The 17,924-nt window shown below is 69.0% G+C and carries 12 protein-coding genes, 1 other RNA gene and 2 pseudogenes; 9 read left to right on the top strand and 6 right to left on the bottom strand.

The window, feature by feature from the left end; translation table 11 throughout:
• The first annotated feature begins 56 nt into the window (after window positions 1-56).
• From ACEWX3_RS19970 to ssrA, 3 genes are all read left to right on the top strand, one after another.
• Entirely contained in the window at window positions 57-2,306 is a 2,250-nt protein-coding gene (locus tag ACEWX3_RS19970) for a putative bifunctional diguanylate cyclase/phosphodiesterase (RefSeq protein WP_374157450.1), read from the top strand.
• 10 nt (window positions 2,307-2,316) lie between these two features.
• On the top strand, window positions 2,317-3,168 hold the full coding sequence (locus ACEWX3_RS19965; RefSeq protein WP_374157449.1) for a maleylpyruvate isomerase family mycothiol-dependent enzyme: 852 nt from the start codon (window positions 2,317-2,319) through the stop codon (window positions 3,166-3,168).
• 535 nt (window positions 3,169-3,703) lie between these two features.
• Window positions 3,704-4,073, top strand: a transfer-messenger RNA (tmRNA) gene (gene ssrA / locus ACEWX3_RS19960).
• Between the two features lie 161 nt (window positions 4,074-4,234).
• On the opposite strand, the gene ACEWX3_RS19955 is transcribed toward ssrA, so the two are convergent.
• A complete protein-coding gene (locus ACEWX3_RS19955; RefSeq protein ID WP_374157448.1) occupies window positions 4,235-5,587 on the bottom strand; it encodes an amino acid permease in 1,353 nt (450 codons plus the stop codon).
• 157 nt (window positions 5,588-5,744) lie between these two features.
• On the opposite strand from ACEWX3_RS19955, the gene ACEWX3_RS19950 reads away from it, so the two are divergent.
• The 3 genes from ACEWX3_RS19950 to ACEWX3_RS19940 all read left to right on the top strand — a co-directional run bounded on the left by ACEWX3_RS19950 (window position 5,745) and on the right by ACEWX3_RS19940 (window position 8,781).
• The gene (locus ACEWX3_RS19950) at window positions 5,745-6,224 is read left to right on the top strand and encodes a DUF309 domain-containing protein (RefSeq protein ID WP_207066287.1); all 480 of its coding nucleotides are present in this window, start codon (window positions 5,745-5,747) and stop codon (window positions 6,222-6,224) included.
• A gap of 70 nt (window positions 6,225-6,294) precedes the next feature.
• Window positions 6,295-7,725: a DUF2252 domain-containing protein gene (locus ACEWX3_RS19945; protein WP_374157447.1), complete on the top strand. Its 1,431-nt coding sequence runs from the start codon at window positions 6,295-6,297 to the stop codon at window positions 7,723-7,725.
• A 3-nt stretch (window positions 7,726-7,728) separates the two neighbouring features.
• Window positions 7,729-8,781: a phosphotransferase gene (locus ACEWX3_RS19940; RefSeq protein ID WP_374157446.1), complete on the top strand. Its 1,053-nt coding sequence runs from the start codon at window positions 7,729-7,731 to the stop codon at window positions 8,779-8,781.
• A 4-nt stretch (window positions 8,782-8,785) separates the two neighbouring features.
• On the opposite strand, the gene ACEWX3_RS19935 is transcribed toward ACEWX3_RS19940, so the two are convergent.
• The 5 genes and pseudogenes from ACEWX3_RS19935 to ACEWX3_RS19915 form a co-directional block, all read right to left on the bottom strand.
• Window positions 8,786-9,463: an alpha/beta fold hydrolase gene (locus ACEWX3_RS19935; RefSeq protein ID WP_374159906.1), complete on the bottom strand. Its 678-nt coding sequence runs from the start codon at window positions 9,461-9,463 to the stop codon at window positions 8,786-8,788.
• A gap of 62 nt (window positions 9,464-9,525) precedes the next feature.
• On the bottom strand, window positions 9,526-10,686 hold the full coding sequence (locus ACEWX3_RS19930; RefSeq protein ID WP_207066284.1) for an LLM class flavin-dependent oxidoreductase: 1,161 nt from the start codon (window positions 10,684-10,686) through the stop codon (window positions 9,526-9,528).
• A gap of 51 nt (window positions 10,687-10,737) precedes the next feature.
• Window positions 10,738-11,349, bottom strand: a pseudogene (locus ACEWX3_RS19925) (DUF1460 domain-containing protein); the annotation flags it as partial.
• A gap of 135 nt (window positions 11,350-11,484) precedes the next feature.
• Window positions 11,485-12,375: pseudogene (locus tag ACEWX3_RS19920) on the bottom strand (transglycosylase SLT domain-containing protein); the annotation flags it as partial.
• Window positions 12,376-12,424: 49 nt separating this feature from the next.
• Window positions 12,425-12,643, bottom strand: a complete 219-nt coding sequence (locus ACEWX3_RS19915; protein WP_207066282.1) for a DUF2945 domain-containing protein — start codon at window positions 12,641-12,643, stop codon at window positions 12,425-12,427.
• Window positions 12,644-12,766: 123 nt separating this feature from the next.
• Here ACEWX3_RS19915 and ACEWX3_RS19910 point away from each other — a divergent pair, with 123 nt between their 5' ends.
• From ACEWX3_RS19910 to ACEWX3_RS19900, 3 genes are read left to right on the top strand one after another with little or no spacing between them, the layout of a single operon-like run.
• Window positions 12,767-13,435, top strand: coding sequence for a PAS and ANTAR domain-containing protein (locus tag ACEWX3_RS19910; RefSeq protein ID WP_374157445.1), 669 nt, complete (start codon window positions 12,767-12,769; stop codon window positions 13,433-13,435).
• 1 nt (window position 13,436) lies between these two features.
• On the top strand, window positions 13,437-13,796 hold the full coding sequence (locus tag ACEWX3_RS19905) for an anti-sigma factor antagonist (RefSeq protein WP_374157444.1): 360 nt from the start codon (window positions 13,437-13,439) through the stop codon (window positions 13,794-13,796).
• Complete coding sequence (locus ACEWX3_RS19900; RefSeq protein WP_374157443.1) at window positions 13,793-17,923, top strand: SpoIIE family protein phosphatase; 4,131 nt, start codon at window positions 13,793-13,795, stop codon at window positions 17,921-17,923. Before ACEWX3_RS19905 ends, ACEWX3_RS19900 begins: the two co-directional genes overlap by 4 nt.
• Window position 17,924: the final 1 nt, after the last annotated feature.

Genomic DNA, 17,924 nt, shown 5'->3' with positions numbered 1-17,924 from the left:
GGGTCGTCACAGGCTACCGAGCACGGGGTGCACTGGTCATCATCGCGGTTGCGTTGGTGGTGGCCAACGTGCTCGTGTTCGGTGACAGCGAGACCGGGCGCTGGATTGCGTTGGGGATGCGGTCGGCGGCGAGCGCGGCCGCGATCGGCTACGGGGTGATCGTGGCGCGCCGGGCGACCGGCGCGAACCGCTGGTGGCGGTTGCTGGCGGTGGCGGCGGTCGCGAGCCTGTGGATCGGTGAACTCGAATGGCTGCTGAACGGAGGACGGTCCAGTTGGTGGGCGGCCGCCGCCTACTTCGCGTTCCTGGCGTTCGCGTTGGCGGCGGTGCTGGCCCTCGCCCACGGCTGTGGTGACGTGATCCGGCGGTGGGTGCGCACCGACGTCTCCAGCATCGTCACCACCGTGCTCGACGGTCTGGTGGCCGCCATCTCGTTCACCGTGCTGGTGTTGCTCGGAAACCTCGGGGCGCAGTCGAGCGCGTCGCTGCCGCGATCGGGCTCCCCCGGGATCGAGGCGGTGTTCGCCATCCTCGAGCTCACGGTGGTGGTCATCGCCGCCGTCGTCGGAATGGTCTACGAGCCAGATCAGCCAGGCCGGTCGAACTACCTGCTGCTCGGATCCGGGGTGGTGCTGATCGGCTCAGCCGATCGCATCGTGGCCTACTTCGCCGCCGCGGATCCGTCCCGTGGCGCGATCACAGCGGGACTCGGATTCGTACTGGGACCGTTGCTCATCGCTTACTCCCTGCGCGACGGCCAGGACGAGCGACCGGGGGCTTCCGAGCTCCGGCCGATGGACTGGGCTCAACTGACCCTGCCCTACGCCGGGTTCCTCGGCGTGACGGTTTTGCTCGCCGCCCATCTGCTCACCGGCCACCAACTGAGTCCGGGCGAAATCGCTGCCACCGTGACGATGGTGATCTTCGTGGCCGTCCGCCAGGTGCTCGTCACCGGCGCTCAGCGGGTGCTCACCCGTCGGCTCTACGAGGCCCAGCACACGCTCGCCCATCAGGTGCTGCACGACCCGCTGACCGGTCTGCCCAACCGGTTGTTCTTCGCGCAGCGGCTCGATGAGGCGATGCACGACCGCCGCTTCGTGCTGATCTTCGTCGACCTCGACGACTTCAAGGAGGTCAACGACCGTTTCGGGCATGCGGCTGGTGACGACCTGCTGTGCGCGGTCGGCGAGCGGCTGGCGCGCTGCGTCGGGGACGGCGACATGTTGGCCCGGATCGGCGGAGACGAGTTCGCGATCCTGATCGGCGGGGGGTCGGAGTCCCCCGACGTGGTGGCTGAACGGCTCCGGGTGGCGCTGCGTGAACCCTTTCCCGTGCACGGGTCGTCGGTGCGGGTGCGGGCCAGCATGGGACTGGTCCGTCCAGGGCTGGACGGGGCGCCGCAGACCTCCGACGACCTGCTGCGCCAAGCTGACGTCTCGATGTACGCGGGCAAGCGGCTCGGCAAGGACACCGCCATCGTCTATCAACCGTCGGCGGGGGTCCACGCCGACTTCCCGACTGCCCTGCGTGCGGCGTCCGGTGGGGTACCGACCGGTTTCAGCCTCGCCTATCAGCCGATCGTGTCGGTGCCCGACCAGGTTGTGGTCGCCGTCGAGGCACTTGCCCGCTGGACCGCCCCCAACGGCATCCACATCCCGCCCCAGACGTTCGTCGCGGTCGCCGAGTCCGCGGGTCTGGGAGCGGTGCTCGATGCCCTCGTGCTCGACCTCGCCTGTCGCGAGGTGCAGGCGGCCGGCCTGGGCGCCGACATCCACGTCAACATCGGCGCGGCCCGGCTGGGAAACATCGATTTCGAGCGGCGGCTGCGGCACACGCTGGACCGGTACCAGGTCGCGCCCGAGCGGTTGGTCGTCGAGATCACCGAGACGGTGCCGATCGTGGACCTGCCGGACGCCGCAGCCCAGATCGCCCGGCTGCACGCGGGCGGTGTGCGCGTCGCCCTGGACGATTTCGGCGCCGGTTACAACTCGCTGACCTATCTGCACGCATTACCCGTCCACGTCGTCAAGCTGGACCGCAGCCTGGCCGTGGTCGCCGATCGCGCTCGCGATCTGGCGCTGTACCGCTCGGTCATCGGACTGTGCGCCGACCTCGGTATCGACGTCATCGCCGAGGGCATCGAGTCGACCGAGCAACTCGCGACCATCGCCACCGCCGGGTGCCGGATGGCGCAGGGGCGGCTGTTCGGGTGGCCTGCGCCGATGACCCAATTCGCCGCGCAATGGCAGGGCCGGCTGACCGGCAGCGGAGCCGATTCGCCGGAGATCTCGCAGAAAGGGGACTAAGTTTCGGGCCGTGAACAGCACCGACCGCCCCGTCACCGTCCTGCCCAAAGCCGAGGTGCTTTCGGGTCTCTTCGCCGTCTGGGCAGACCTCGAGAAGTTGCTTGCCGACCTGTCGGACAGCCAGTGGAAGACGGCGACGGCGCTGCCGGGGTGGACCGTGCAGGACGTGGTCTCCCACATCATCGGGACCGAGTCGTTCCTGCAGGGGCTGCCCGCACCGGACATCGACATCGACGTCTCCGCTCTCGGACACGTCCGCAACGAGATCGGGGCGATGAACGAATCCTGGGTTCACTCGATGCGCGCGCACAGCCCCGAACAGATGCGGGACGAATTGAAGGCCATTCTGCAAGCGCGGCGCACGGCGCTCGAGGATATGAGCGAACAGGTCTGGAACGAGGTCACCTTCACCCCGGCCGGGCCGGACAGCTACGGCCGGTTCATGCGGATACGCATCTTCGACTGCTGGATGCACGAGCACGACATCCGCGACGCGATCGGCACGCCCGCCTCCGACCGCGAGCTGGCCACCACCACGGCCCGGCTGTCCCTCGACGAGATGGCGGGCAGCATGGGCTTCGTGGTCGGCAAGCGTGCCGGTGCGCCCGACGGGTCGCGGGTGGCGATCGAGTTGACCGGTCCGCTGCAGCGCACGATCAAGGTGCAGGTCGACGGGCGCGCCAAGCTCGTCGAGGACTTCGGCGGGGCGGATCCGACCACGACGATCACGATCGACGGCCTGCTGTTCACCCGGCTTGCCGGCGGCCGAACACCGGCAGCGGAGCACGAGGCCGACATCGAATTCGACGGTGATGACACTGTCGGCCGGCGCGTCGTCGAGAACCTGAACTACGTGATCTGAGCGGGCCGGTCCGCGCGGTTCCTGAGCTGCCTCGGCGAGCCGCGCTGCTTCTGGCAGTTCTCGTGCCGTGCCGCTCCTCGCGCTCCCTTGCCGAGCCGCCGTGTTGCCTCGCGCTCCCTTGCCGAGCCGCCGTGTTGCCTCGCGCTCCCGTGCCGAGCCGCCCTGGTCCTCGCGCTTCCTTGCCGAGCCGCCGTGATGCCTGGCGCTCCCGTGCCGAGCCGCCCTGGTCCTCGCCGAGTGTGAATCCTTTGCGAATCCGCCCGGCCGTTTTTCGCACTGGTTTCACTCTCGGCGGGGTGGGGCGCGCGGGAACAGGTACTCGGTCGGCGAGTGGGGCGCCGCGGGAACAGGTCCTCGGTCAGCGAGTGGGGCGCGCGGCGGGAGCCAATCGGTCGACGAGTCGGGCGCGCGGCGGGAACCAATCGGTCGGCGGATGGGCGCGCGGGAACAGTTAATCGGTTGGCGGTGTTGGATTCGTCGGTAGTATGGAGTGTCCGCCGACGGTCGGCGGGTGTGCCGAAGTTTTCACAGACAAGGGGCTGAACGGTTTCGACTTCGCGCATCGAATCAAGGGAAGCGTGCCGGTGCAGGCAATTGACCACCGTTAAGCGTCGTTGCAACCAATTAAGCGCCGATTCCAATCAGCGCGACTACGCTCTCGCTGCCTAAGCGACAGCTAGTCCGTCAGACCGGGTAATCCCTCGACCCGGATCCTGGCGTCATCTAGAGGGATCAACCGTTGAGTCCGGTCGCGGGACTCATCGGGACACCAAACAGCGACTGGGATCGTCATCCTGACTTGTTCGCGTGATCAGGGGATCCGAGTAGAGGCATAGCGAACTGCGCACGGAGAAGCCTTGAGGGAATGCCGTAGGACCCGGGTTCGATTCCCGGCAGCTCCACAAAGAAGGGGCCGCAGAGATGCGGCCCCTTCAGTCTGTCCGGCTCCGGACGGCGGCCGAAGCGATGACGATCGAGTCGGTGGGGGCTGTTCGTCGACGTGCGTCCGGAGCACGGCGAGGCGTGTACGGGTCGCCCAACCCGGTGAGGCGGTATCCCCGCGGAGTCATACTGCGCCGGCAGTTGCCACGCCGCGCGGACGGCCGCGCCGGACCCAGGTCCGCCACAGATACGCCGCCACCGCCGCGGAGGCGGCGAGGGCGATCATCCCGTCCAGGCGGGTGGCGTTGATCACGAGAATCATCGCGACGAGGACCGCCGCCACGACGTTGAGCAACAAGGTCACCCGCCGTCCTTCCCGATAGGAGAGGCGGGCGCAGGCGATCGTGGCCGCCAGAAAACTCGCGAAGACGGCCACCGCGTAGAAACCGACGAGATTCTGCTCGCGTCCGCTGGCGGCCACCAGAATCGCCGCGGCGACCAACACGAGTCCCACACCCCATTCCGGTATGAGGAAGCGGTTGATTCGACCGAATCGGGGTGGCACCAGCCCCGGGCCGTTCTCGCCGATGGTCGCCAGTGCCTTGAGGACTCCCGACCCCGCGAGATACGACGACGCGGCGGCGGACAACAGCAACAGCGCGCTGCTGGCTTGGAAGGCCACGAACAACGGTCCACCTCCGGTGGCCTGCCGGGCCACCTCGGCGATCAGCGTCGAATCCGCCGGCGGCAGGCCGGTGCCGAGGTACACCGTGAGCGCGGTGAAGGCGATTGTCAGCGTGCCGACGATTCCGACCATTGCCCACAGGGTGAGGCGCCCGAGCCGCCGCCGGCCTCGGTCGTGGAGTTGAGGCACTTGAGCGATCGCGTTCGACGGGGCCTCGACACCCGTTGCCAACGCCATTCCGAGCGGGATGGCGAGCAGCACCGGGCCCAGCCCGGCGCCGACCAGAAGCGGTGTCTGTCCCACCGAGGTGTGGCCCGGGTTGGCGGCATGCGCTGAAGTGCCGACGACGCCCGAGGCGATGACACCGATCGACAACGCGATGAACGCAACGGTGGCGGTGGCGAAGACGACGCGTCCGACTTGGCCGAGCAATACGGTGCCGGCGACGAGGACGACGAGGCCGAGTCCGAGGGGTGTCCGCCACGACTCCAATGCCGGCAGGTAGGCGATCAGCGCCGACGCCCCGGCCGCACAGCTCACCGCCACCGTGAGTGTGAAGTCGATCAGCAGCGCACCCAGTGGGATGAACGCCCAGCCTTCGCCGAAGGCGTGCGCGACGCCCTCTGGGCCGCCACCCCCGCTGGGGAACCGGCCGATCAGATAGTGATAGGTCGCCGAGATCACCGCGATGATGGCGATGACCGCTGCCATCGCTGGAAGCAGGCTGCTGAGATTTCCGTGCAGACCTCGCAGTGCCGCCTCGATTGCGTAGGCGACGGACGAAACCGGATCTGCCATCACGGTGAACGCGAACGCGAGTGTCAGCGCTGTCCCGCCGGTCCGCTGTGCCACAACGAGGATTGTCGATGCTTGGTCAAGCCCGCGCTCAGGCGGTGCTCACGTTGTCGGCGAGGTGGCCGGCGGCGGAGGGCGCAGCGCTGTCGGCTGCTGGCCCCGCGATGCGGGTGCAGAGCAGTCTGCGTCGACGCCAGGATGCCAAGATGGACGAGTGGCTGCCCGTGACCGCGACGAAACCGGTCGCCCGCGCAACGACCGTCCGCGCGATGCGCTGGGCCGTCCGCTCCCGCACGGCAGCACCGGTGTCGCCCGGATACCTGAGGACCTCGAACTGGCGCCGCACGATTCGCTGAGCTACGCCCAGCGACTCCTTGACCAGGGCTTCCCGTTCCACGCCCACGATGTGCTCGAGGCGGCCTGGAAGACAGGGCCGGACAGCGAGAAGCATCTGTGGAAGGCGCTTGCGCAGCTCGCGGTGGGTGTCACCCACATCCAGCGGGGCAACGCCAAGGGTGCGATCACTCTCCTTCGGCGCGCATCGGACGGCCTCTCGGCCGGCGGAGAGGCCCCCTACGGCATCGACGCCGCCGGGCTGGCGGCCCACGCCACGGCGCTGAGCGAGGACCTCGCCGCGGGAGCCGATGTCGCTCCGCAGCGCTTGAAACCCCGTCTGGTGGCCGGGCCGGGGTAGCCATGTGCTCAACTCAGCCCGCCGCCGGCGCACATCGCGCACCATGGAAGCGGTGGGGAACCGGCGACAGATGACGAGCACGGCACCCGAGCCCGACCCGACGAGACACACCGTCCTGCCCGAGGCCGACGGCGGTTCCTACCGTTCGCTGCGTCGGCGGCCGGTCACCCGTGCCGAGCGGTACGCCCTCGGTAAGAGCCTGCGCAAGCGTGTGAAACGCCGGACACTGGCCGACTGGGCCGCGCAGCCGGACCGGCCCGACCCGGTCCGTCTGATCGAACTGAACCACCAGGGCCGGCTGCCCTCGCTGATCCCGATCCGGGTGGGTCGCATGATCGCCTCCCCGTACGGCTTCCTGCGGGGCACCGCGGTGGTGATGGCCGATGACGTAGCACATCTCCCGTCGACGGGCATCACCCCCGTGGTCTGCGGCGACTCCCATCTCGGCAATTTCGGTTTCTACGCCTCCCCGGAACGCGACCTGGTGATCGACCTCAACGACTTCGACGAAGCGCACCCGGGCGGTTGGGAATGGGATCTGCGGCGGTTGGTGGCCAGCATCTGGGTCGCCGGACGGCACAACGGCACTTCCGAGGATGACTGCGGTGCCGCGGTGCACTCCTGTGTGACGGCCTACCGTCGGGAGTTGCGTCGCCTGGCCGACGAGCCGCTGTTCTCGCGGTCGTTCACCCGGCTGGATGTCGACCGGTTGGCGGGGCAGGCGGCCGGCCCGCTCGCCGACCAGGTGCAGCGGTCGGCCAAACGGGCACGCAACCGCACCAGCGACCGTGCGCTGCCCCGGTTCACCCAGGAGGTCGACGGCCAGCGCAGGATCGTCGAGGAGCCTCCGCTGATCACCCGCCTTCCGCAACGCGAAGCCGACGCGTTGGCGGTGGCGCTCGACGACTACCTGCCCACACTGTCCACCCACTGGCGCCGGGTCCTGGGCGGCTACACCCTGCTCGACGTCGCGCAGAAGGTGGTCGGCGTGGGCAGTGTCGGACTGCGCGCCTACGTCGCGCTGCTGGAGGGATCGTCGTCCGAAGACGTCGTTTTCCTGCAGCTCAAGCAGGCGCGCCGATCCGTGCTGGCGCGCTATGTACACGGCGAATCCGCCTGGCACGCCCACCAGGGGCAGCGGGTGGTCGAGTACCAGCAGGCGTTGCAGACCGTCAGCGACCCGCTGCTGGGCTGGACCACGATGGGCGGCGTGCAGTTCTACGTCCGGCAGTTCCGGAACATGAAGGGCACCATCCCGTTGGACGCGATGGACTCGACGGCGCTGGTCGACTACACCGCCGTGGTGGGCCAGCTGCTCGCCAAGGGGCATGCCCGCACCAGCGGGGCGTCGATGATCGCCGGCTACCTGGGGCGCTCGGACCGGGTCGCCGACGCGCTCAGTGGGTTCGCCCGGCGGTACGCCGACCAGACCGAAGCCGACCACGCGGCGCTGGTCGAGGCTGTGAACAGTGGCCGGTTGCCGGTCGAGCGCGGGGTGTAGCGCATGACGGTGCCGGCGCGTCCGGACGGCATCACAGCTGAGGTGTTCCGACAGCTGACCGGCAACGCCGCCGTGACGGGTGTCAAGGTCATCCACGCCGATCACGGCACCGCGGTTCGCGCCCGCCTGGAGGTGACTGGGCCAGCGGGAACACCGGCGCGGGTGTTCGCCAAACTGACTCCGACCCGGCCGGTGGAACGGTTGTTCAACGTCGCGATGCGGCTGGGGCGCAACGAAGTCGAGGTCTACCGCCGGGTGGGCGCGGAGCTCGGTGAGGTCGCGCCTGTGGTGTATGGAGCGGCCTCCGCGCGGGGCCGTTCGCTGGTGCTGATGGAGGACCTGGCGTCGCGCGGGGCGCGCTTCGGCGACGTCGCCGGCTCCTGCGCGCCCGACCAGGCGCGCGCTGTGGCCAGGGCGCTGGCGCGATTCCACGCCGCCTTCTGGGAATCGCCGCGTTTCACCACCGATCTCGCCGTCTTCGCGCCGCCGGCGGCCCGCTCGGTGACGTGGGGACCGCGAACCTGGCGACTGCTGGCCGCGATCCCGCGCCGCTATCACGACCTGCTACCGCAGGAGGTGCGCGCCGAGGCCCACCTCCTGCGTCGGCGACGGCGCGCTGTCGCCGAGGTCATGCGGGAGCTTCCGTTGACTCTCGTGCACGGCGACACCCACCGCGGCAACATCTGTTTCGTCGGTGATCGCCCGATCCTGTTCGACTGGCAGGTGGCAGCTCAGGGGCCCGGTGTCAAAGATCTCGCCTATTTCGCTGTCACCTCGCTGGACACCGACGTGCGGCGCCAGATCGAAAGGGAGCTGCTCGCAGAGTATCTCGAGACGCTGCGGGTGCACGGTGGTCCCCGGTTGGCGCCTGAGCCGACCTGGGCCGACTATCGGATGCTCGCCGTGACCGCTTTCATCGCAGCCGGGGTCACCGCCGCGTTCGGGGCGCGCCTACAGGGTGAGGCCGTCACCCGCACCGGCCTGGACCGCGCCGTGTGCGCGGTGCAGGACCTCGGGTCGTTCAACGAACTGTGGCGACGTGTTAGTCGACGCTGATCCGTCAGTGGTGCGCGGCGTCGGCGCGCTCGGCGTGTGCGCGAACCAGACGGGGGTAGCGGGCGCGGTCCGGCCGGAAGATGTCATGCGGCGACTCGTCGAACTCGACCAACTCGGCCTCGGGGAACAGCTCGCGATACCGGGCCCAGTCGCCGTCGCCGACCAGCACGCTGCCACCGCTGCGCACCGCGAGCAGCGGGATGCCGTTGTGTGCCAACGCCGTCCACAGCGATTGCGGTCGTGCCGCCTCGAACGTCAGCTGCGCGGCCGCGACGTCGAGGCGGTCCGCGACGGCTGAACCACGCCAGCGCCCGGTGAGCAGCCGGTGTGCCTGGTCGGCGGTGAGCACCTTTTCTTCGGGTACGTAGTCGCCGATCGACACCGAGCGCACCCGGTGGGGGTGCGCGAGTGCCCATCCGATTCCGTAGGTGGTGCCGCGGGAGAACGTCACGAGGTGCACGTCGCCGTCGGTGACGGCATCGACCACGGCGCCCACGTCGTCACGCAGGGTCGCGAAGTCGTAGCCGACGGCCGGTGCACTGCTGCGGCCGTGGCCGCGTAGTTCCACCACCACCGTGCGGCGCCCGAACAGCGGCAGCACCGCGCGGTAGTCCTCGGCGGTGTCGGTCATGCCGGGGACGAAAACGATTGGTGCACCGAGATCGTCCCCGCCGGAGTCCATGAAGTGCAGGCGCGCGTCCCCGTGCCGGGTGTAACGGGAGGTGACCGCGAATGCGTCGCCGCTCACCGTGGGGCGTGCCTCGACTCCCGCTCGGCGGCGTGGTCGTCGATCGCCTTGCCGATCGCGTGCGCGGCCCGGTCGACGAACTCGGTTCCGCTGGCGGTGACCCAGTCGCACGACGCTGCCGGTGCGGTGAGCTGGCCGGTGAAGTGCGGCATCACGTACTGGGCGAACAGTTCGTAGCTGTGCATCTTGGCGGCGGGGGGCGCCCAGTCGTGGTCGAAGAGCAGGAAAGCGCCGAAGCCGCCGTCGCTCGCCTCGACGAGTTCGGAGATCTTGGCGACCGCGTCCTCCGGTGTGCCGATGACCGCGAACCCGGATTCCCGGTTGTTGGCGATGATCTCGGCCGGGGTGTCGCCCTGCACCGGTCCGGCGGGCAGGATGTGGCTGAAGTAGCGGGAGAATTCGGCGATACCGTATTCGACATCCCGCTCAGCCTGCTCGCGGGTGTCGGCCAGATGCATCGGTCCGACCAGGCGCCATTTGGAGCGGTCGGCGACGTGCCCGTGTTCGAACGCGACCTCTTCCCACGTCGACCAGTGTTGGGCGAGCAGGTCCATGCCCTGTTTGGCGGTGGCCGCAATCGAGAGCATGCCGATGCCGTGCCGGCCGGCCCCGCGCGGACCCGTCGGTGAAAAGGACGCTGCTACAGCGACATCGAAGCACGGGTCGCTATAGGGTTTCAGTTGCAGGCGGGCGTCCTGCAGTGTGAATCCGTCGGTGTGCATCGTGACGGTCTCGCCGCGCAGCAGCCGCATGATGGCATCGAGGCACTGCTCCATGCGCGGGCGCTGTTCGTCGGCGGGGATGCCCAGCATGTGCGCATCGGAGGTGAGTTGCCCGGGACCGCAGCCGAGCATCACCCGGCCCCGGGTGAGGTGGTCGAGCAGCACCATGCGGTCGGCCAGCATCAGGGGGTGGTGGTAGGGCAGCGAGCTCACTCCGGTGCCCAGCTTGATGTGCTTGGTGCGTTCGGCGGCCACGCCGATGACCACCTCGGGGGAGGCGATGATCTCGAAACCCGCCGAGTGGTGCTCGCCGATCCACGCCTCGTGGAAGCCGAGGCGGTCCATCGCCACGATCAGGTCGAGGTCACGCTCGATGGCGAGGGTCGGATTCTGTCCGACGGGGTGGAAGGGGGCCATGAAGTTTCCGAAGCGCATGCGACGATTCTGGCCTGCAGTCGCGGCTCGTCGGTCCGGATTGCGGCGATCTCACCGAAGCGGCCGCAGCACCACGATGCCCGGCACGGTCGCGACGTAGTCGAGCAATGGCGTGTCCACCACCTGCTGATCCCTGCTCAGCGACGACGCGTTGCGCAGCACCGGCCCGTCCGGGCCTGTCAGGAACAGCCCGACGTGCGTGACGTCGAGGCCGCCGTCCTCGGCGTATGCGCCGATGTAGTCACCGGGCCGCAACTGGGCCAGTACCGCGCCGTCGACACGTTCGGCCGGAATGTAGGTGACCTCGCGGCGCGTCACCGGCAGCCCGGGCAGATAGGTGCCGCCGTCGTCACGCCGGTTCAGGTTCTTGGTCACCGTGACCGCGTCGCCGCTGACGTCGGCGGTGACGTCGGTCGCGATCGGCGGTGAACCGGCCGACCAGTCGGTGAAGAAGTGTCTGCGGGTGGCGAACCCGACGAGCCCGTCCTGGTAGCGCACCGCGGTGAGGGCATCGATGAACTGGTCTCGGTTCTCGGCGCGTTTGAGGGCCTCGACGTAGTCGGCCAGCGTGAAACAGTCCACCCTCTCGAGGTCGATGACGAGCTGCTCGGGTACTCCCTGCGAACCGACGAGAGTGTTTGCGCCGTAAGCGGTGCCGAGGAAACGCTGGGACAGCACGGCTGCCGGCGGTGGCGCCCCGGCCGCGCCGGGCGTTTCGCGTCGGACGTCCAGCAGCCGGTCGAGGATCTCGGCGCTGCGGGGTGACATCCGGACCTCGGCCGAGGTGGGTGTGTAGGGCTCGGTGTTCGAGCCGGTGTACTCGGAGACAGGAACGGGCGCATCCTGCGAGTAGCCGACGGGCAGCAGCATGTCACCGGAGGTGGTGTTGTAGTACACGCTCCACCGGTGGTAGGCGTCCAGCGCCCTGGGGTGGGCCGCGATGACGGCGGCGTAGTCGTGCACGGCGCGCACGTAGTTCTGAGAGTTGTTGTACCGGTACAGCGCGTGGTCGGGGTCGCGGTCGAAGCCGTTGGCGGCGAGGTAGCGGCCGGCGGCCATGATGCTGTCGCGTGGTGCGAGGATGTCGCCGCCGGCGCCGTAGGCCGCGAACGTGGCGGGCATGAACTGCATCGGTCCCTGGGCTCCCGCCGTGCTGACGCCTGCCACCCGCCCGAACGCGGTCTCGATGAAGTTGATCGCCGCCAGGTAGTTCCAGCCGACGCCGAACTCCGACTGCGCCTCGCGGTAGTAGCCGATCAGCTCCTGCGCCGGACGCGGCTCGACGATGCGCCAGGCGGGCAGCGTGTCCTTCGGGCGACCCATCGCCGACAGCTGGCGCCGCGCGTCGATGTTGCGGTCGACGACCTGGTGCAGTCCTGCCGGGATGTGAGGACGGATCAGGGAATCCCATTCGGGATGGCGGCCGAGTATCCGATAGGCCGCCTGTTGTCGATGTGCCGCCGCGGCCAGCAGATCGTCCGGCGACGCCGGATCCCGCAGCGCGAACTCGTCGGCGACCAGGTCGGCGGCGATCTGGGCGGGTTCGGCCGCCAGCGGCCGGTCCTGCGTGACCGTCGACGGCGGCGCGGCCGCACGTGTTTCGGCGGTGGGCGCGGTACGAGTCGGCGCGCCCGCGCAGCCGGCAAGCGACAGCGCGACGACGACGAGAATCAGCGCGACGCGGAGCATCGCCGGAGATGCTACCGCCGCGTCCTGAACGTCAACTGTCGTCGAAGGCCTAGCTGCCGGACTTCTTAGTCAACGCCTCGGGTTTGTGCACGGCGTCGTTGCCGCTCTTGTCGCTGCGCACCAGGTACTGGGGTTCGTCCTGCGAGGCGCGAACCGTGCGGCCGGCGGCCTCGGTATCGGACGTGATCTTCTTCTGCACGGTCCCCTCGGCGGTACTGCCGTGGCTCTGCCAGGTGACCTTGTCACCCTTCTTGAACTGTTCGGTCATGGCGCGGGGATACCCAGAGCACGACCGTTTCACCGGTTCGGCGTCGGCGCGGCAGAAGGGCGCCCGAACGGCTTTCATCGCCGAATGTGTTTCCGTGCCGGACCAGGGTGGAATAATGCGGAGATGCCGGATCCGGTTCGCGCCTCCGCCCCTCGGGCCGGGGAGGCCGTCGCCTCCGCCGCCCTCGACGTCGGCGGCTTCCGTTTCTGGTTTGTCGGTCAGCGCTGGGAATGGTCCGATGAGCTGGCCAGGATGCACGGCTACGAACCGGGCGCGGTCACGCCCACCACCGAGTTGGTGCTCTCGCACAAACACCCGGACGACCGCCGACACGTCCAGGAGTTGCTCGACCACGCGCTGCACCACGGTGGTTCGTTCTCCAGCCGCCACCGGTTTCTCGACACCCACGGACGCGAACACAGCGTTCTCGTCATCGGCGACCGGATGTGCGACGACCGGGGGGCCGTGATCGGCACCGAGGGTTACTACCTCGACCTGAGCGGCACCCTGGACCGCGCCCGCAAAGACGTCCTCGACGAGTCGCTGCCCGACCTGTTCGCCGCGCGGGCCGCCATCGAACAGGCCAAGGGCGCGCTGATGCTGGTCTATCAGGTCGACGCCGATCAGGCGTTCAAGCTGTTGCAGTGGCGGTCCCAGCAGACCAACACCAAGTTGCGGGCGCTGGCTGCGCAGATCGTCGCCGAGCTGACATCGGTCGACTCGTCGTTGGACGCCCTCCGGCGCGAGTTCGACCATGTGCTGTTGTCCGTCCATCAGCGGATCGGCAGCTGAGGTGGGTCTTCTCGACATCACGCAGGACGTCAGCGACAGCGCTGTCGTCGTGCACGCCCGCGGTGAAGTCGACTCGGGCACAGTGGATCTGCTCGGTGAGGCGCTGGCCGCCGGGCTTGCCGCCGCCGGCGCGCCGCCCGCCCGGATGCTGGTGCTCCAACTCGACGACGTCACCTACTTCGGAAGCGCCGGCCTCAACGCCGTGCTCAGCTGCTACGAGCAGGGCGTCTCCGACGGGGTGGCGGTGCGGGTGGTCGCCACCAACGCCGAAGTGGTCAGGCCCATCGAGGTGACCAAACTCGACGGTCTCCTCCGCCCTTATCCCACTGTGACAGACGCGTTGATGTCGGGCTCCGGGTGACCGGCCGGCAAGCCGGGGACGGCGCGCTGCCCGATTTCTTCGCGGTGGGCGGCGACGTCGGGCGCGAGCACGCCCGCGTCGACTGGGCGGCAACACCGCTCGGTCCGGTCGAGGGATGGCCGCAGAGTCTGCAGACGTCGGTGAGCGTGATGCTCTCATCGAAGTTCTCGATGTGGATGGCCTGGGGGCCGGACCTGACCTTCTTCTGCAACGACGCGTATCGGCGTGACACGTTGGGTCGTAAGTACCCGTGGGCGTTGGGTCAGCCGTTCCGGGTGGTGTGGCATGAGGTGTGGAACGAGGTTGAACTCCGTATCCGGCGGGTGCTCTCGACCGGGGAGGCGACCTGGGACGAGTCGCTGTTGTTGTTCCTCGAGCGGTCCGGTTACCCCGAGGAGACCTATCACACCTTCTCCTACAGTCCGTTGCGTGACGACGACGGCCATGTCGTCGGATTGCTCTGTGTGGTCAGCGAAGACACCGTGCAGGTGATCGGCGAACGGCGGATGGCCACGTTGCGCGATCTCGGGTCCGCCCCGAGCGCCGCACGGAACGAGCAGCAGATCGTCGGCTTCATCGACGGCCAACTCGCCCGTAACGCGCGAGATCTGCCGTTCACGCTGACCTACCTGTTCGATGCCGGCGGAGCGGCACGACTGGCCGGTTCGAGCGGGTTCGACGGGGAGCACGCAGCGGCGCCGGCGGTTCTGGCCGAGGACGGAGCGTGGCCGCTGAGCGAGCTCCGCCGCGGCGAGATCGTCACGGTCGAACTCAGCGGCGACGCGTATCCGACTCTGCCGACCGGCGATTGGCGGGAGCCGCCGGTGCAGGCGCTGGCCGTGCCGTTGCTGCAGCAGGGTGAGTCGCCGATGGGGTTCCTGGTTTCAGGCCTGAACCGGTACCGCCCTCTGGACGAGGGGTACCGCGGCTTCGTCTCCCTGGTGGCTGCGCGCATTGCCGCCGACATCGGGCTGGCCCGCAGCTACCGTGCCGAACAGTTGCGGGCTGAGCAGCTCGCCGAGCTGGACCGCGCGAAGACCGCCTTCTTCTCCAACGCCAGCCACGAGTTGCGTACTCCGCTCACGCTGATTTTGGACCCGGTCGACACTCTGCGACGAGACGACCGATTCGACGAGGACACCCGCCATGAACTGGACATCATCTGGCGCAGCGCTTTACGGCTGAGCAAGCTGGTCAACGCGCTGTTGGATTTCTCCCGAATCGAGGCTGGCCGCGCCCAAGTCCGTTACCAGCCGGTCGATCTCGGCGTACTCACTGCCGAGCTCGCCAGCGTCTTCCGGTCGGCCGTCGAGCGGGCGGGTCTGTTGCTGGTCGTGGATTGCGCACCGCTGGCCGAGCCGGTCTATGTCGATCCCGACATGTGGGAGAAGGTGCTGTTCAACCTGCTGTCGAACGCACTGAAGTTCACCTTCGACGGCACGATCTCGGTGCGGGTGGGCCGAGAAGGTGATCAGGCCACGGTCGTCGTCGCCGACACCGGTGTCGGGGTCCCCGCCGACGAAGTTGCGCGTCTGTTCGAACGGTTTCACCGGATCGAGAACACGCGGTCGCGCTCCCACGAGGGCAGCGGGATCGGCCTGGCTCTGGTCAAGGAACTCATCGGATTGCACGGCGGCTCGATCGACGTCGACAGCGTCGAGGGGGAGGGCACCGTCTTCACGATCCGGCTTCCGTTGGGTTCCGCGCACCTGCCTGCCGACGCTGTCGCTGTGGGGTCCACGGTGCGTGCCGCGCAGGGCGGGGACGCTTTTGTCCAGGAGGCGTTGAGCTGGTCACCCGAGTCAGCCACGCACCCCGGAGCCGACCTCTCCTCGACGCCGGGACATGACGTGCAGGGACCGCCGATGCGCGTGCTGGTCGCCGACGACAACGCCGACATGCGTGACTATCTGAGCCGGCTGCTGCGCTCCGACGGTTACGTCGTCGAATCGGTCGCCGACGGCGGCACGGCACTGAAGGCGGTGCGAGCGGCCGCGCCGGACCTGGTCATCAGCGATGTGATGATGCCGGTACTGGACGGCCTGGGGCTGGTCGCGGCGCTGCGGGCGGACCGGCGGACCGCGTCGGTGCCGGTGCTGTTGCTCTCGGCTCGTGCCGGGCCGGAGGCGTCGGTCACCGGGCTGCGCGCCGGTGCCGACGACTATCTGGTCAAGCCGTTCGCCGCCACCGAACTGTTGGCCCGGGTGCGGACCAACATCGTGCTGGCACGGATGCGTGACCACCACGCCCGCTGGCGTACGGCGCTCATCGACTCGTTGCAGGAGGCGTTGTTCGTCTGCGACGAGACGGGCGCGGTGACCGAGATCAACACGACCTTCGCCGACATGCTCGGTTACGACAGCGCCGGCCTGCCCTATCCGCCGGCCTACCCGTGGTGGCCGTCGGCAGAAAGTGATCCGGACGCCCACCGCGAGGTTTCCGACGCGTTCGCAAGTCTGATGCACAAGTCGCACGGGACGCTGTCCGCGGTTCCGGTGACCCACCGTGACGGCCATCGGCTGTGGGTGACGGCGACGTTCACCCACGCCGAGGATCCCGACACGGGCCGCAAGGTGATCGTCGGGACGTTGCGCGACGTCACCGCGGAGCACTACGTCGTGCTGCGGGAGACCGCGCTGGCAGCGCTGAACGAGGAGCTGGCTCAGGCGGACACCCTCGCCGACGCGGTGGCCGCCGCGGCCGAACAGTTGCGTGCGGTCTGGCGCGCGCGTCGGGTCGTGGCCGCGACGTGGCGCGGCGGGGAGGCGGATGTGCCGACGCTGGTGTGTGCGGGGGAGGCCGCAGAGTGGGGGGCCCTGTCGGACGAGCACCGCGGGCAGATCGCGGCGCTGCACGATCGTGAGCTGCTCGAACCCGAGTCCTTCGAACCGGGGGAGGCCGGTATCGCTCTGCAGCATCCCCAGGGCGTCCTGGTCATCCACCTCGAGTTGACTGAGCGGCGACACTTCACCGCGGATGACTGCACACTGTTGACGGTGCTTGCCGGCCGGCTCGGCCAGGGTTTGCAGCGGGTGCACCAGATCGATCAGCAACGCGAGACCGCGCTGGCGCTTCAGCACGCGATACTCGGCCCCCCCACGTCCGACGGATTCGCGGTGCGGTACCAGCCGGCGACCCGGCCGCTGCAGGTCGGCGGCGACTGGTACGACGTGGTCGACCTCGACGACGGCCGGATCGGGTTGATCGTCGGTGACTGCGTCGGGCACGGCTTGTCGGCGGCCACCGTGATGGGGCAGCTGCGCAGCGCGTGCCGGGCTCTGCTGCTGGAGAACCCGAGCCCGGCGGCGGTGCTCTCGGCGCTGGACCGCTTCGCGACGCGGCTGCCCGGAGCGCGGTGCACCACCGCGTTCTGTGCGGTGTTGAGCCCCGGGTCGGGGGAGCTGGCCTATTCCTGCGCCGGACAGCCGCCGCCGATTCTCGTCGACGGTGGTGGCGCTGTGGCTCTGCTGGACAGCGCGCGAGCCACGCCGCTCGGGGTGACCGCTCACGGTGCCCGGCCGGAGACTCACACGGTGCTCCCGGCCGGGGCGACCCTGCTGCTCTACACCGACGGACTGGTCGAGCGCCGACGTCTGTCGATCGACGAAGGCATCGACCGCGCGGGCGACCTTGTGTCACAGCATCGCGGCGACGCGCTCGACGCTCTGGCCGACCGGTTGATGACGACGCTGGCGCCACCAGGCGGGTACCGCGACGACGTCGCGGTACTCGTCTACCGGCAGCCCGCCGCGCTGGATCTGGAGCTCGGCGCCGACGTGGGGGAACTCGCCCAGAGCAGACACGCCCTGCGCGACTGGCTCGACGAGGCCGGCGCGGGCGCCGACGAAGCTCTCGATGTGCTGATCGCGGTGGGGGAGGCGTTGGCCAACGCGATCGAGCACGGACACCGCGACCATCGGGAGGGCACCGTGTACCTGCACGCGGTAGTCGTGGCCGAGCGGGTCTACGTCACCGTCACCGACACCGGGTCGTGGAAGACACCGCAGGCGGTGCCCGCCCGGCATCGAGGTCGGGGGCTGGAACTGATGCGGGCGTTGATGCAGGACGTCACGATCGAGTCCCGGCCCGCCGGCACGACCGTGCAGATGCACCGCAAGATCGCCTGAT

Source organism: Mycobacterium sp. G7A2 (genome assembly GCF_041902445.1).
In the GTDB taxonomy this organism is placed as follows: domain Bacteria; phylum Actinomycetota; class Actinomycetes; order Mycobacteriales; family Mycobacteriaceae; genus Mycobacterium.
Note: the sequence above shows the minus strand (reverse complement) of the source record. Positions and strands in the feature narration are given on the sequence as shown.